Annotated in this window: 15 protein-coding genes; 12 read left to right on the forward strand and 3 right to left on the reverse strand. The window is 69.5% G+C overall.

Annotated features, from left to right (window positions below; genetic code table 11):
• Positions 1-34 precede the first annotated feature (34 nt).
• A complete protein-coding gene (locus AC0662_RS30145) occupies positions 35-2,284 on the forward strand; it encodes an outer membrane protein assembly factor BamB family protein (protein WP_478304858.1) in 2,250 nt (749 codons plus the stop codon).
• On the opposite strand, the gene AC0662_RS30150 is transcribed toward AC0662_RS30145, so the two are convergent.
• On the reverse strand, positions 2,268-3,152 hold the full coding sequence (locus tag AC0662_RS30150) for a Gfo/Idh/MocA family protein (protein WP_478304860.1): 885 nt from the start codon (positions 3,150-3,152) through the stop codon (positions 2,268-2,270). The two genes, AC0662_RS30145 and AC0662_RS30150, sit on opposite strands and share 17 nt — an antisense overlap.
• A 165-nt stretch (positions 3,153-3,317) precedes the next feature.
• On the opposite strand from AC0662_RS30150, the gene AC0662_RS30155 reads away from it, so the two are divergent.
• Positions 3,318-5,699 carry an outer membrane protein assembly factor BamB family protein gene (locus AC0662_RS30155; protein WP_478304862.1) on the forward strand — a complete coding sequence of 794 codons (2,382 nt, stop codon included), beginning with the start codon at positions 3,318-3,320 and terminating at the stop codon, positions 5,697-5,699.
• Between the two features lie 314 nt (positions 5,700-6,013).
• Complete coding sequence (gene tuf, locus AC0662_RS30160) at positions 6,014-7,201, forward strand: elongation factor Tu (RefSeq protein ID WP_478304864.1); 1,188 nt, start codon at positions 6,014-6,016, stop codon at positions 7,199-7,201.
• A gap of 13 nt (positions 7,202-7,214) precedes the next feature.
• On the opposite strand, the gene AC0662_RS30165 is transcribed toward tuf, so the two are convergent.
• Both AC0662_RS30165 and AC0662_RS30170 read right to left on the reverse strand, forming a co-directional pair.
• Positions 7,215-7,481, reverse strand: coding sequence for a DUF4031 domain-containing protein (locus AC0662_RS30165; protein ID WP_452196811.1), 267 nt, complete (start codon positions 7,479-7,481; stop codon positions 7,215-7,217).
• Positions 7,478-8,182 carry a copper homeostasis protein CutC gene (locus AC0662_RS30170; RefSeq protein ID WP_478304867.1) on the reverse strand — a complete coding sequence of 235 codons (705 nt, stop codon included), beginning with the start codon at positions 8,180-8,182 and terminating at the stop codon, positions 7,478-7,480. Before AC0662_RS30170 ends, AC0662_RS30165 begins: the two co-directional genes overlap by 4 nt.
• 108 nt (positions 8,183-8,290) lie before the next feature.
• Between AC0662_RS30170 and AC0662_RS30175 the strand changes: the two genes are divergently transcribed.
• The 9 genes from AC0662_RS30175 to AC0662_RS30215 all read left to right on the forward strand — a co-directional run bounded on the left by AC0662_RS30175 (position 8,291) and on the right by AC0662_RS30215 (position 13,989).
• On the forward strand, positions 8,291-9,328 hold the full coding sequence (locus tag AC0662_RS30175) for a LacI family DNA-binding transcriptional regulator (protein ID WP_478304869.1): 1,038 nt from the start codon (positions 8,291-8,293) through the stop codon (positions 9,326-9,328).
• A gap of 111 nt (positions 9,329-9,439) precedes the next feature.
• Positions 9,440-9,664: a hypothetical protein gene (locus AC0662_RS30180; protein ID WP_452196808.1), complete on the forward strand. Its 225-nt coding sequence runs from the start codon at positions 9,440-9,442 to the stop codon at positions 9,662-9,664.
• A 118-nt stretch (positions 9,665-9,782) separates the two neighbouring features.
• Positions 9,783-10,127, forward strand: a complete 345-nt coding sequence (locus AC0662_RS30185) for a hypothetical protein (RefSeq protein WP_387785623.1) — start codon at positions 9,783-9,785, stop codon at positions 10,125-10,127.
• Positions 10,128-10,185: 58 nt separating this feature from the next.
• Positions 10,186-10,554 carry a hypothetical protein gene (locus tag AC0662_RS30190; protein WP_478304871.1) on the forward strand — a complete coding sequence of 123 codons (369 nt, stop codon included), beginning with the start codon at positions 10,186-10,188 and terminating at the stop codon, positions 10,552-10,554.
• Positions 10,551-10,985 (forward strand): hypothetical protein, encoded by a 435-nt coding sequence (locus AC0662_RS30195; protein WP_478304873.1) that lies wholly within the window; start codon positions 10,551-10,553, stop codon positions 10,983-10,985. Before AC0662_RS30190 ends, AC0662_RS30195 begins: the two co-directional genes overlap by 4 nt.
• Positions 10,982-12,502, forward strand: a complete 1,521-nt coding sequence (locus tag AC0662_RS30200; protein ID WP_478304874.1) for a multicopper oxidase family protein — start codon at positions 10,982-10,984, stop codon at positions 12,500-12,502. Before AC0662_RS30195 ends, AC0662_RS30200 begins: the two co-directional genes overlap by 4 nt.
• 78 nt (positions 12,503-12,580) lie before the next feature.
• Positions 12,581-12,919 (forward strand): ArsR/SmtB family transcription factor, encoded by a 339-nt coding sequence (locus AC0662_RS30205; protein WP_452196803.1) that lies wholly within the window; start codon positions 12,581-12,583, stop codon positions 12,917-12,919.
• Positions 12,916-13,386 carry an SRPBCC family protein gene (locus AC0662_RS30210; protein ID WP_452196802.1) on the forward strand — a complete coding sequence of 157 codons (471 nt, stop codon included), beginning with the start codon at positions 12,916-12,918 and terminating at the stop codon, positions 13,384-13,386. The genes AC0662_RS30205 and AC0662_RS30210 overlap by 4 nt, the downstream gene beginning before the upstream one ends.
• A gap of 3 nt (positions 13,387-13,389) precedes the next feature.
• Positions 13,390-13,989, forward strand: coding sequence for a dihydrofolate reductase family protein (locus AC0662_RS30215; RefSeq protein WP_478304876.1), 600 nt, complete (start codon positions 13,390-13,392; stop codon positions 13,987-13,989).
• Position 13,990 lies beyond the last annotated feature (1 nt).

Here is a 13,990-nt window from a genome sequence, read left to right on the forward strand (position 1 = left end):
GTGGTTGTAGAACTGCGGCTGGCAGACTGAAGCAGTGGTGGAGCTGCGGGCGCGATGGGACGACCTGGTGCCCGGGTCTGCCCCGCTGGCCGACGACCTGGTCGCGCGGTACGTCGAACGCAACCGCCGCGCGTACCGCGACCACTATCTCGGCACCGTCCTCACCGCCCTGGACTCGCTGATCCAGCTGTCCACCGACCCGACCAGCGTCCGGCTCGCGGCCTGGTTCCACCGCGCCGTCCACGAGCCCGGCGGTACTCCGGCCGAGGACGCGGAAGGTTCCGCCCGCCTGGCCGAGCGGCTCCTCCCGAAGTACGGCGTACCGCCGATCCGGATCGCCGAGGTGGCCCGGCTGATCCGCCTCACCGGCGACCTCGCGGCCCCGCCACCGGACGCCTACGCGCCACCCCGCCGCGACGCCAACGGCGACGTACTGCTCGACGCCGTCAACGCCACCCTCGCCGCCGACCCCAGCCGGTACGCCGTCCACACCGCCGAGGTACGCCGCGACGCCGGCGACCGCAAGGCCGCACTCGAGCACAGGTACGACGAAGTTCGCGAACTGCTCGACGGACACCTCTACCGGACCCAACTGGCGCGCCAGCGTCTCGGCCCGGTGGCCCGCCTCAACCTCGAGTCCGAACTCGCCGGACTGGACAGCGAGCTCCCAGCCCCGTGGCGTGGCTGGCAACAGGCCGCACTGACCGCCACCGCCACCTTCACCGCGATCGCCGCCGCGGTTGTCGCCATCGCCGCGTCCGGAGCCTCCTGGCAGATCCCAGCCGCGCAGGACGAGGCAGGCTGGCCGACTGTCGCGCTGGCCATCGTCTCGTTCTTCAGCGCACCGGTCCTGTTCCGATGTGCCCGCAGCGCGAGTCAACGTGCCCGTCTGATCGCAGGCGCCGTACTGGCGATTGCGGTGACCGGACTGCTCGTCGCGTGGGCCCAAGCACCCCGCACCAATGTGGCCGTCGGCGTTGGCCTCCGCGTGCCACTGCTGATCTCCGCACTGGTCCTGCTGGTCCTTGCCAGCACCTCAGCTCTGGTCGCCTCACTACTCCGCACGAAGACGGCTCGCTACTTGCCTGCCCGCAACCTCGGTCAGCAGCTCGCCTGGCTCGCGGCACCAGCAGCGGTCGCCCTCGTCCTGTTGCTGATCGTCCAGCCGTTGTCGCGCAGCTACGTGCTCGGATCGAACGAGCGGGTCGAGGGATCACCGCAGGAGGCCGGCAAGGCGGTCCCGTCCGTTCTCGACGGCGGTGTGGCGTGGGTCAGCGACTCGGTCGTCGGAACCGGTGCGGAAGAAGCGATCGGCACCCGCTACGGCATCGCGATCCCCCGGCCCAACGGCGTGGTGGAAATGCTCGACGCGGCCACCGGCGAGCTGCGATGGCGCTACAGCCGGTCCGACTCCGACGAGAAGCCGGTCATCGCCGCCACCGACAACGGCGAATATGTCCTCGCACTGTTCGCCGACGTCGGGTACCTGCTGCTCGACGCGAACACCGGCCACCGCAAGGCCGCCTGGCCCGGCAACACCCGCGACCGCTTCATCCTGCAGGCCCAGCCGCTGCTGACCGGCGAACGCTCCGGCAAGCTGCACGGCGTGGATCCGTCCGGCCATGAGCGATGGACGTACGAGTCCGGCGACTGCACCGACCTGGGTGCCGTCGCCACGGCCGAGACCGTGCTCACGTTCGTCAGTCACACCTGCGACGATCGGCCCGACCAGATGACCGCTTTGGACGTCCGGTCCGGCAAGAAGCTGTGGACCAGGACGTCGACGGACACCTACCGCCGACCGGTGGTCGTGGCCGGTCTGGTCGTCGTGGCCGAGCCCGGCGGCGACTCCGACGTACCTGAGGCGCTGACCGCGATCGAGCCGCGGACCGGCGACATCCGCTGGCGCTGGGACGTACCGAAGACCTGGGCCTGCCGCACGCTGCTCAACGCGGCCGGCAAGTACCTGATCGTCGTCGACTGCCCGGGCCCGAGCAGCCTGGAGAACCGCGTCAGCGTGGTCACGGCGATCGACGCCAACACCGGCCTGACCGCCTGGCAGACCAAAGCACCGATCAGCCCGCGCGTGAAGGTCACCGTCACCGCCGACGGCCGCGTCATCACCCTGAGCCGCGGCGCGGCGGGCTGCATGGCCAACGTGGTCAGCCGCGCCGGCTACCGCCAGGTCCGCCTGCCGACCGGCATCCTGTGCAGCCGCGACCCCCGAGCCGTCGGCAACGTCGTCCTGGCCTCCGGCCCCGAATCGGTCATCGCCCTGCGCTGAGTTGCTGCTGGGCGGAGGTGAGGAGCTCGACGATGCGGGTGCCGAAGGCGACGTCGACGGGGTGGGACTCACCAGACTCGGCTGCGGCGACCAGCTCCTCCGCGGCGAGGCGGAGGGCGTCCGCCGGAGCGGTACGGCGCTCCGGGAGCAGCGCCGTACCGGACTCGCCCCAGACGCCGGTCTCGAAGTTGCTGCCGGCCGGTGGGGCGAACAGGGTGATGCTGGCGGTGCTGGTAGCGCCTGACTCATGCGTGAGGACCAGGTGGATCAGACCGTCGGCACCGCCCACAGCGGTGAGCTCACCGATCGGACCGAGCATGGCGGACAGGTTGGACAGCGCGTGCGGGCCGACGTCCCAGAGCGACCCCCACTGCTCGCGTCGCCAGGGTGAGTCGGCGGTCGGGTTGCCAGGGCGGTCCAGCGCGGCCAGCATCCGGCTCCAGCCGCCCTTCCAGCCGCCGGTGGCTTCCAGGTCCGCGAAGAACGTCCGCATCAGCGGGTCGAACCGCTGGGTCAGGAAGACCACCGACGCGATGCCTTCGTCCGCCACCTCGTCGACCAGCGCGCGGGCGTCGTCCAGCGAGTCCGCGACCGGCTTGTCGAGCAGCAGGTGCTTCCCGATCGCGGCCGCCTCCAGCGCCATCGCCGCCTGCACCTTCGGCGGGACGGCGAACGCGACCGCGTCGACCGACTCCAATAACTCCGCGTAGTCGTCGTATGCGGGGACTCCCAGCTGGTCCGCCAGCGCGGCGGTTCTGTCCGGGTGCCGGCCCCAGACCCCGGCCAGCTCGACCCCGGTAGCCGCCACGAGCCCCGGACCGTGCGTCCGCCCCGCCCACGGACCCGTCCCGACCAGACCGAACCGCATACCGTCCTCCTAGGGCCGGAGATGTGATCTGCACCGCAATATCAGTTGTCACGCGCCCTTTGCGAAGCGGTCAGGTGACGAGCCGATATCGCTTTGGCCACGACCCTATAGGGAACCCCGGATCGGGTCGGCCGAGACTCCCAACCGGTGCCAGACTCCTTAGCCATGGACCTGCGCGACCAGTGGAATCGCCTGCTGCCGCACGCGCAGCCGTTGGGCGACGACCTGCTGGCTCGTTACGCAGAGCAACATCGGCACTATCACGACCAGCGGCACCTGACCGAGGTACTGCAGACCGTCGACGAGCTGGCGGAGTACGCCGAGGACGCGGACAGCGTCCGGCTCGCGGCCTGGTTCCACGACGCGATCTACGATCCGCAGGCCGAGCCCGGTGAGAACGAGGAGGTCTCGGCCCAGCTGGCCGAGCTCGAACTGGCGGCGTACGGCGTGGCGGCCGAGCGGGTCGCGGAGATCGGGCGGCTGGTCCGGCTGACCGCCAAGCACGACTGCGCCCCGGACGACCGCAACGGCGCAGTGCTCTGCGACGCCGACCTGCGCATCCTCAGCCTGCCGGCGGAGCGGTACGACGAGTACGCCGCCGGGATCCGGCAGGAGTACCAGCACGTCGCCGACCGGGACTTCGCGCGCGGCCGAATGTCGTTCCTGCAGACGCTGAGCGAGACCCGGCTGTACGCGACACCCCGCGGTCATGAGGAATGGGAACGACCGGCCAGGGCGAACCTGACCCGGGAGGTCGAGTCGCTGGGCCCTAGGGCCGCCCGACCGATCGGCGGGCTGATCCCGGTCATCTACTTCGGTGCTGCCCTCGGTGCGGTCGTCGCGTCCTCGGTCCTCCTCGGCCGTGGCCTCGGCGCGGCCGCCAAGTGGCCCGCCGACCCGTCCGACGCCGCCGGTTTCCCGGTGTGGGCGCCGATCGCCGGTACAGCGGTGGCTGCCGCACTGACCTGTGCGTGGTTCCGGCGCGCTCAGCAGCGTTTGGTCACCATCCCGGCGATCGTGTTCGGTGTGGTCGGCATGGTCGCCATCGGTGTGTGCTGGTGGCGCTGGCCGGCAGCGCAGCCCGGTGCGGCCATGTCGGAGCGCTGGCCGTACCTGCTGATCGCCTCCGTGGCACTAGTACTCGCCGGCGCGTTGCTGGCGCTGGCGCGACGGCTGCGGTTGGCGCCGCCGTACGCACAGGCTCCCCCGCGCTGGCTGGGCGTCGGCGCGACGGCTGTGTTCGGCGCACTGCTGGCGTGGGTCGTGGTGTCGGCCGGTGAGCCGTTCGTACAGGCCCGGCTGGAGACCGCGAACACGGTCAGCACGACCACCACGATTCAGCCAACCCAGCTGCCGGTCCAGCTCGACGGAACGCTGGCGTGGAGCCGTGAGGTCCCAGCCACCGGCGCCATCACCGGTACGGCGGGTGGCGTCGCCGAACTGCGGTCGGACGGTGTGGTGATGTCCGACGCGGCCACCGGTCAGATCCGGTGGCGGTACTCGCGGGCCGACGTACAGGACGCCGCGTCGAACGGCGCGAAGGGTCTGCTGGTGTCTCCGGATGGGCGCACGATCGCTGCGCACCTGCCGCGGTCCGACTACCGCGAGCCGGCGGGCATCAACCTGCCGACGTACGCCGTGCTGGACGCGGTGAGCGGCAAGGTCCTGACCGAGGTCGACACCGACGGGACCGCACTGGCGGTCGACCAGGACCAGCTGCTCGTGGCGGAAGGCAACTACGTCGTCGCGCACGGCGTGAGCAGCCCGACGCACTGGCGGGCGCAGGTGCGCTGCAACGTGACGCAGGGCGAGCTGGTCGGCGACCAGGCGGTCGTCGTCGACGCCTGCGCCGGAAACAGCGCTGTTGTCCGCGGTCTGGATCTCAAGACCGGCGCCCAGCGCTGGGAGGTTGACCTGGGCACCCGGATCGAGCTGAGCTCGGAGCTGGACCCGACGACGTGGGTCGGCGACCTGGTCGCCGTACCGGACACGCGTGAGGTGTCTGGACTCATCTGGACCGGCGCGGCGGGCGGAACGCTCTACCAGTGGTCGGTGGACGTCAGCGAGGGCCACCTCATCTGGACGACGCCAGTACCGGGCACACCACGCCCACGGCTCGGCTCGTCCTCCTGCGACGCCCAACTGGCCGCTACACATGCCTCCTTGGTCCTCATCACGTGCCGCACCGGCGACGACCCCGGCCAGCCGCAGACGTACGACGTGTCCTCGTCGAGCCCCGCTGACGGGACTCCGCAGTGGCACCACCTGCTGCAGGTACCGCCGAAGTTGCAGCAACCGGAGTACCCGCGCAACGGGTTCGGGCTGCTGCCCGACGGGCGTGTGGTGACACTGATGCCGCAGGCCAACGGCAACTGCTCCCCCGTCATGATCGGCACCACCGGCGTCCAGCAGCGCGCGATCGTGCCGAGCCCGAACGCCCAGCCGGTCGCCAAGTCCGAAGAGGTCACCTGCGAACAGCCGGCCGTCACGGTCGCCGCCGCCCGCCCGATCTTCTCCGACGGCACCCGCCTCTTCGCACTGAACTAACGCCCAGCTTCCTCCGCTTCCCGCCTTCAGCGGTCTGGGAATTACGTTGCTCACGGCAGCGTTACTGCCTACCGTGATCCGCATGTTCCGCGTGGTTTTCGAGTTCGACCTGTCAGGCACCGGCCTGACGGGCGCTCCCACGTGGGCCCCGTCAGTCGATTGCACCGGCGCTCGAAGCTGACCCTCCTCCTGCCTCGCAGGACCCGCGGAGGAGGGTGGCCCGCACCGGCCCCCTCCACGCGGTGACAGCGCTGTGAGGGCTTGCCGGAGGGTCCTGGCTCAGACCGAATCTTCTGACAGGCAAAGGAATTCTCATGGCCAAGAGCCAGTTCGTGCGGACCAAGCCGCACCTCAACATCGGGACGATGGGTCACGTCGACCACGGCAAGACGACGCTGACCGCCGCGATCACCAAGGTGCTCAGCGACCGCGACCCGAGTGTGAACCGCTTCGTCGCCTTCGACGGTATCGACCGTGCGCCGGAGGAGATGCAGCGCGGGATCACGATCAACATCTCGCACGTCGAGTACGAGACCGCCACCCGGCACTACGCGCACGTCGACATGCCCGGGCACGCCGACTACGTGAAGAACATGATCACCGGTGCCGCCCAGGTGGACGCCGCGATCCTGGTCGTCTCCGCGCAGGACGGCGCCATGCCGCAGACGCGGGAGCACGTGCTGCTCGCGCGCCGGGTGGGCGTGCCGTACCTGGTGGTCGCGCTGAACAAGGCGGACACCGTCGACGACCCGGAGCTGCTCGACCTGGTCGAGCTGGAGGTCCGGGAGCTCCTCACGGAGTACGGCTTCCCGGGTGACGACGTACCGGTGGTGCGGGTGTCCGGTCTGAAGGCGCTCGAGGGCGACCCGCGGTGGACCGGCGCGATCGGCGAGCTGCTGGACGCGGTGGACACCTACGTGCCGGTGCCGGACCGTGAGCTCGGCGAGCCGTTCCTGATGCCGATCGAGAACGTGCTCACCATCAGCGGCCGCGGCACGGTGGTCACCGGTGCCGTCGAGCGCGGTTCGCTGAAGCTCGGTGACGCGGTCGAGGTCGTCGGCCTCGGCCCGACGGTCACCAGCACGGCGATCGGGATGGAGACGTTCGGCAAGTCGCTGGAGTCCGCGGACGCGGGCGACAACGCGGCGGTGCTGCTGCGTGGCGTGAAGCGCGACGAGGTCCGTCGTGGCCAGGTGGTGGCGTTGCCGGGCAGTGTGCAGCCGCACCGGAAGTTCCGGGCGACCCTGCACGCGCTGTCCACCGCCGAGGGTGGCCGGCACACGCCGTTCGCCGCGGACTACCGGCCGCAGTTCTACTTCCGGACCACGGACGTGTCCGGCGGGATCGACCTGGGTGAGATCACCCTGGTGATGCCCGGCGACACGATCGAGCTCGGCGTGGAGCTGGAGAAGCCGATCGCGATGAACGTCGGCCTCGGCTTCGCCGTCCGCGAGGGCGGCCACACCGTCGCCGCGGGCACCGTCACCGAACTGCTCGACTGATACGAAGAGGCCCTCAGCCTGCTGAGGGCCTCTTCCGATGTCTGAGCCCGGCAGCGATCAGCCGCTCCACCAGCTCCCTGCTGGACACAGGCGTCGCACCAGCAGCGACCAGGTCGTCATAGCGATCACTGGGTACGTCGTAGTGGTCCCGGTCGAAGCCACGCGCCGGAATGCCGGCCGCCTTGGCGAACGCGTGCAGCTCCTCGTAGGACTCGTCACTGACCAGATGCGACCAGATCCGGTCCCACGCCGGCCAGGCGGGTGGGTCGATGAGGATCATCCGCGGGCGTCCTGCGCGTCGAGCAGAGTGCGCCAGGAGCGGACGAAACGGGAGTTCACGTAGGCCTTCGTCCACGAGCCGTCCTGGCGGACCGACGTACCGACGTGGAAGCGGCGTACGCCGCTCTGGAACAGCCACGGGACATGCTCGGGCTGGAGACCGCCACCGGCCATCATCACGCCCGCGACAGCAGAGCCGTCACGTGCAAGCTTGCACAGGTCGTCCAGCCCGTGGCTGACCCCGATGGACGACCCAGCGGTCAGGACACAGTCCAGCCCAGGCAGAGTCCGCAGTGCGCGCCAGGCCTGATGCTGCTCCAGTACGGCGTCGATCGCGCGGTGGAACGTCCACGGCGTACCGGCGAAGGTGCTGACCAGTGTGGAGACCGACTCGACGTCCACCTGGTTGTTCGGTGTCAGGAAGCCCAGCACGAACCCGTCCGCCCCGGCGGCGAGGTACGACTGCGCCATCGCGGCCAGCCGGTCCAGCTCGGCGCTGTCTGTGGTGAACGAGTTCTCCAGTCGCAGCATCACCCGCAACGGCAGGTCGGTGACCCGCCGGATCGCACTGACCGTCGACACCGGCGGACACAGCCCGTCGGCCTCCATCGAGGCACACAGCTCCAGCCGGTCCGCCCCACCCTCCTGCGCCGCCTCCGCGTCCGCCGGGTGCAAGGCGATGATCTCCAGCAACGAACCCATGGGGGCTATCCTCTCGCACCCGCGGGGAATTGGTGTTGCACTCGCCGCCGGGCTTCTGTATCGTTTTTCTAGAACGATTTAGAAGAACGATACAGAAGGGTGTGTGAGATGGCCGGGGTGACGCTCAAGACCGTGGCGAAGGCCGTCGGTGTGTCGCCGTCCACCGTCTCCAACGCCTACAACAAGCCCGACCAGCTCTCCGGCGCTCTCCGCGAGCGCATCCTGGCCGCCGCCCAGCAACTCGGGTACGCCGGTCCGGACGCCTCCGCCCGCGCCCTGCGCAGCGGGAAGGCCGGGGCCGTCGGGGTGCTGTTCACGGACAAGCTCGCGTACGCGTTCTCGGACCCGTACGCGGTCGGTTTCCTCGCCGGTCTCGCGGAGGTCGCCGAGGAGTTCGCCACCAGCCTGCTGCTGATGCCACTGAGTTCGACGGATCCCGCGAGCGGGAGCAACGCCGTCCAGCAGGCGGCGATCGACGCGGCGGCGATCTTCTGCGTGCCGAGCGGCAACCCGGCGCTCGAGATCCTCGCCAACCGCGGCATCCCCGCGGTGTCGACCGATCGAGGCGACCACCCGGACCTGTCCTGGGTGGCCATCGACGAGATCGAAGCGGCCGCGCAGCTGGGCGAGCACCTGGCCCGCCTGGGGCACCGCGAGGTCGTCGTACTGGTGGACAACGCGCAGGCGGCCGGCGGCCGTCCGGTGGAGCTGACGCTCGACGAGGTCGGGTACACCGACTGCGAGCTGCGGATCCAGGGCCTGCAGAAGGCGATGCCGGATGCCCGGCTTCGGATCGTCTCCGGCGGGCACAACGCGATCGCGTCCGGCCTGCGCGGAGCGGAGTACGTGCTCGACTCGCAGGACCGGCCGACGGCGATCGTCGGGCTGAGCGACGTGCAGGCGCTCGGCGCGATGGAAGCGATGAAGGTCCGGGGGCTGACCCCGGGTCGCGATCTGACCCTGGCGGGATTCGACGACATCCCCGCCGCGGAGGCCGCCGGCCTGACGACGGTCCGGCAGCCGATCAAGGACAAAGGACGCGCGGTCGGCCGGATCCTGCTCGATCCCACCACCACCGAGCGCCAACTGCTGATGCCGACCCAGCTGATCGTCCGCTCGAGCAGCGGGCCGGCACCGAAGCGCTGACAACTCCAGACACCCTCGGGACCACTCCGTTCCCGGGCTGATCCAGCACGTCTTCCGACGGTCACACCGGCCGCCGGCCGATCAACCACGCTCTCAGGAGGGAGCAGAATCATGACGTACTTCACCCCCGGCAACACCGCGGTCGAGAACGCTCGCAGCCTCAGCCAGTCGGCTCTCCCGAACGCTCCCCAGCAGCCGTACGACGAGCCCGCGCCCCGTCGCGCGCTGACGATCCGGGCCCGCCTCGGCGCCGCATTGCGCACCACTGCGGAACGCGAACTCCGCCTCGCCAACCGCATCGACCCCAGCCCCACCTGCCCCACTCCGGCGAGCTGATCGCGCCGCACGCCTCTTTGGGCCCGCACCAACCAGATCCGCCGCGGAAATCTGGTTGAGCCGGACCCAAAGAGGCGGTGCGTGGTTTTGTCGATGCCGTCTGGCACCCTGAAGGGCGATGAATGAGCCAGGGGTGCTGCTGACCGCGCGGGCGATGGTCCTCCACGACCTCGCCGCGCGCGGCTTCAACGACGCGACGATGGTGTCCCTGCTGGAGGACGCCGTGGCCGGCCGCCAGTGGTGGCTGGATCAGTGGCCGGACGGCGCCGAGCACATCGCCGGCCTGGTCGCGCAGGACGTCCAGGACCGCCTGGTCGACTCCGGCGTCCGGTGGCCGCGGTGCACCGCGTGCGACGACCTGCACGACCACGAGCTCCGGATCGAGCCGGAGCTCGGCCCCGACCCGCACTGGGTCTGCGAGCGGGCCGGGATCAGCGTCGCACCCCTGGGGCAGCTCACCTGATCTCTCCGGGTAATACCTGATTGATCTACATGTAGCCAGACTACTATTGTCTGTCTACATGATGAGCCTGAGGGCACTCCAGCTACTGGCTGGGGTGCATGCGGTGGGGATCTGCCTGCAACCGGTGTTCGCCGGGGTCTATCTGAACGGTTCCCCGGCCGGCCTGCGGATGCACGAACCAACGGGACTCGCGCTGGTCTTCCTGGGGCTCGCGCAGTTGCTGGTAGCAACGATCTGGTGGCGGACCGGTGGTCGCTGGACGGCGCCCGCGGTCAGCCTGCTGATCGTGGCGGGCGAGGTCGGCCAGGTGGTGGTGGGGTACAGCCGCCAGCTCGCGATCCACATCCCGCTCGGCATCGCACTGGTCGCCGCCTCGGTCGCCTTCGCGTACTGGACCGCGCGTCAACGACAGGTCGTGCCCGCATGACCACCATCGCAGCCCCCGAGGTACGCAAGGTACGCCGCCCACGCGTCAGCCTGCAGCTCCTCCGGATCACCCTGGTGCTGCACGCCGTCTTCGTGATCACGCAACCGATCGCCGCCGGGTACTTCTTGTCCGGCAACGTGGACGCGATGACCAACGTGCACGGTGTGATCGGCGGCACGGTCTGGATGATCGCGTTGCTGCAGGCCGCCGTCGCCGCCTGCTACACACTCGCCGGTCGCGGCCGCATCTGGCCGAGCGTCGTCTCCGCACTGCTCGTCGTCGCGGAGTTCGTCCAGCTCACCTACGGCTACCTGCAGAACTTCGCCGTACACATTCCGCTCGGCACGGCCATCGTCACCACCGTCGTCTGGATGACGGTCTGGTCGTTCCGGCCCACCGCACGCCTGAGCCGCCGGGAGGCGAAGCGATGACGATGTCCCGCCGCGGGTTCCTGGCTGTTGCCGGAGGCACCGGTGCCGCAGCGACCCTGACCAGCTGCGGCGAGGAGGCGAAGCCCGCGCAGGCCGGAGAACTCCTGCGCAGCAAGGCGAAACTCCCCGCACCGTTCCAGGTCCCGCTCCCGATCCCGCCGGTGAAGAAGCCGATCCGCTCGGACGCGAAGGCCGACTACTACCAGGTCGTCCAGCGCAAGGCGAGCCTCGAGATCCTCCCCGGCCTGAAGACCGAGGTGATGGGGTACGACGGCCTGCTCCCCGGCCCGACCTTCGACGTACCCAGTGGACGCACCACCGTGGTCGAGCAGATCAACGAGCTCGACGTGTCGACCGTGGTGCATCTGCACGGCGGTCACACACCGGCGCCGAGCGACGGCTGGCCGCTCGACATGATCATGCCCGCGAACGGCGGCCACTCCGGCGGTCACCACATGGCCGGCGGCGACATGACAATGGGCCGCCGCACGTACACGTACCCGAACACGCAGCGCGCCGCGACACTCTGGTACCACGACCACACGATGGACTACACCGCGCCGCAGGTGTACCGCGGACTGTTCGGTCTGCACATCATCCGTGACGACGAGGAGGCGAAACTCCCGCTACCGAAGGGCGATCGGGAGATCCCGCTGGTCATCGCGGACCGTGCGTTCGACGCCGACGGGTCGTTCCTGTACCCCGCGGCGAAGGACGGTCCCGGGGTCGAGTCGGCGTACATGGAAGGTGTTGTCGCAGACGTCACGCTGGTGAACGGTGCGCCGTGGCCGGTGCACGAGGTGGACGCGGTGCGGTATCGCTTCCGGATCCTGAACGCCAGCAACGCCCGGCGGTACGAGCTCGCCTTCGACAAGGGGCCCGCGAAGTTCGTCCAGATCGGGAGTGACGGCGGACTGCTCGACAAGCCGATCGAGCATCAGACCCTCGTGCTCGCGCCGGCGGAACGGTTCGACGTGGTCGTCGACTTCTCGCAGTACCAGCCCGGTGACGAGGTCACGGTCGTCAACAAGCTCGACAAGAACGCGAACGTCCTGCGCTTCAAGGTCGCCCGCAAGGCCGCCGACGACACGAGCATTCCCGCGACCCTCTCGTCGTACGCCGTGACGCCCCGGCCGAGTGGCGTCGTACGGCGGGAGTGGCGCTTCCGCCGCGGTGACGCCGGGGACCACCGCGGCTGGACGATCAACGGGAAGGGCTTCGATCCCGCGGTGATGCAGGCGCAGGTGAAGCTGGACCAGTACGAGATCTGGTCGTTCGTCACCGATGTCCACCACCCGGTGCACGTCCATCTGGCGCCGTTCCAGGTGCTGACGCGCGGCGGGAAGAACAAGGTGTCGGCGTACGACCACGGCTGGAAGGACACCGTCGACATCCGCCCGGCCGAGGTCGTCGAGGTCCTGGTCAGGTTCACCGCCCACAAGGGCAAGTACCTGATCCACTGCCACAACCTCGAGCACGAGGACATGGCGATGATGGCCGCCTTCGAAACGATCTGATCCGAACGCCCCTTGACGGTGGCGGAGGCCTGTCCCTATAGTCAACCTATCAGTTGATCAAGGGAATGGTTGATAAAGATGACGATTGACGGCGATCAGCTCGACCGGTCCTTCGCGGCACTCGCCGACCCGGTCCGGCGGGCGATGATCGCCCGGCTGTCGCGCGGCCCGGCCACCGTGAACGAACTGGCCGAACCCTTCCCGATCACGAAACAGGCGGTGTCGCGGCACATCCAGGTGCTCGAGACCGCCGGCCTGATCACCAGGACCCGGGACGGCCAGCGCCGCCCGTGCCACCTGGTGCCGGCCGCCCTCGAAGCCCTGACGAGCTGGATCGACGAGTACCGGCTCGAGACCGAGCGCCGCTTCCGCCGGATGGACGCGCTGCTCAACACCGTGAAGGAGAAGGACCAATGAGCGAGACCACCATCAACACCCCGGCCGGGACCCCGTTCGTCGAGGTCACCCGGGAGTTCGACGCCACGCCGGCGCAGCTGTTCCGAGTCATGTCCGACCGCGACCTGGTCGCGCAGTGGATGGGCCCCCGCGAACTCGAGATGACCGTCGAGGAGTACGACGTACGCTCCGGCGGCCGCTACCGCTACATCCACCGCGACGACTCCGGTGAGTACGCGTTCCGCGGCGTCTTCCACACCGTCGACCAGGACAAGCTGATCATCCAGACCTTCGAGTGGGAGGGCGCGCCGGGCGAGGTCTGCCTGGAGAAGGCGACGCTCGAGCCGACCGCGACCGGTGTCCGGCTGAACCAGCAGTCGGTGTTCCCCTCGGTCGAGAGCCGGGACGCGTTCGTCGAGTCCGGTATGGAGCACGGCATCCGCGACTCGATGGACCGGCTCGCCGAAGTCGTCGCCAAGGAGGGCTGAGCGATGACCCAGGTCGTGGTGGACATCTCGGTGTCCCTGGACGGATACGTGACCGGCCCGAACGTCGGGATCGGCAACGGCCTCGGTGACGGCGGCATGGCCCTGCACGACTGGGTCTTCCACGGCACCGACGCGGACCGCGCCGTCCTCGACGCGGCCTTCGAGGCGAGCGGCGCGGTCGTCCAGGGCCGGAACCTGTTCGACATCATCGACGCCCCGGACGGCTGGAGCGAGGAGATGGGGTACGGCGCGAAACCGACCGGCGAGGTCAACCCACCGATCTTCGTCGTCACACACACCCCGCCGGTCAAGACCCGGCTCGGCGACCGGTTCCGCTTCGTCGGCAGCCCGGCCGAGGCAGTCACCCAGGCGCTGGACGTTGCCAGCGGCAAGGATGTGGTCGTGATGGGTGGCGGTCAGATCTGTCACGCGGTACTCGCCGAAGGGCTGGCCGACGTACTGCGGTTGCACGTGGCACCCGTCGTACTCGGTGCCGGCACGCGGTTATTCCCGGCCGAGCCTGCTGCTGGTTTCGCAGTGGAGTTGATCGAGGCGGTGTCTACGCCGGCGGCGCAGCACCTGACGTACCGGGTGGTGAAGTGAT

The sequence above is a fragment of the Kribbella sp. NPDC043289 genome (assembly GCF_056436705.1).

Coding starts and splice junctions, on each gene's coding strand:
- AC0662_RS30200 (WP_478304874.1), top strand. CDS start 10,982: ATGACGATGTCCCGCCGCGGGTTCCTGGCTGTTGCCGGAGGCACCGGT.
- AC0662_RS30150 (WP_478304860.1), bottom strand. CDS start 3,152: ATGCGGTTCGGTCTGGTCGGGACGGGTCCGTGGGCGGGGCGGACGCAC.
- AC0662_RS30195 (WP_478304873.1), top strand. CDS start 10,551: ATGACCACCATCGCAGCCCCCGAGGTACGCAAGGTACGCCGCCCACGC.
- tuf (WP_478304864.1), top strand. CDS start 6,014: ATGGCCAAGAGCCAGTTCGTGCGGACCAAGCCGCACCTCAACATCGGG.
- AC0662_RS30215 (WP_478304876.1), top strand. CDS start 13,390: ATGACCCAGGTCGTGGTGGACATCTCGGTGTCCCTGGACGGATACGTG.
- AC0662_RS30210 (WP_452196802.1), top strand. CDS start 12,916: ATGAGCGAGACCACCATCAACACCCCGGCCGGGACCCCGTTCGTCGAG.
- AC0662_RS30175 (WP_478304869.1), top strand. CDS start 8,291: ATGGCCGGGGTGACGCTCAAGACCGTGGCGAAGGCCGTCGGTGTGTCG.
- AC0662_RS30205 (WP_452196803.1), top strand. CDS start 12,581: ATGACGATTGACGGCGATCAGCTCGACCGGTCCTTCGCGGCACTCGCC.
- AC0662_RS30165 (WP_452196811.1), bottom strand. CDS start 7,481: ATGATCCTCATCGACCCACCCGCCTGGCCGGCGTGGGACCGGATCTGG.
- AC0662_RS30155 (WP_478304862.1), top strand. CDS start 3,318: ATGGACCTGCGCGACCAGTGGAATCGCCTGCTGCCGCACGCGCAGCCG.
- AC0662_RS30185 (WP_387785623.1), top strand. CDS start 9,783: ATGAATGAGCCAGGGGTGCTGCTGACCGCGCGGGCGATGGTCCTCCAC.
- AC0662_RS30190 (WP_478304871.1), top strand. CDS start 10,186: ATGATGAGCCTGAGGGCACTCCAGCTACTGGCTGGGGTGCATGCGGTG.
- AC0662_RS30170 (WP_478304867.1), bottom strand. CDS start 8,182: ATGGGTTCGTTGCTGGAGATCATCGCCTTGCACCCGGCGGACGCGGAG.
- AC0662_RS30180 (WP_452196808.1), top strand. CDS start 9,440: ATGACGTACTTCACCCCCGGCAACACCGCGGTCGAGAACGCTCGCAGC.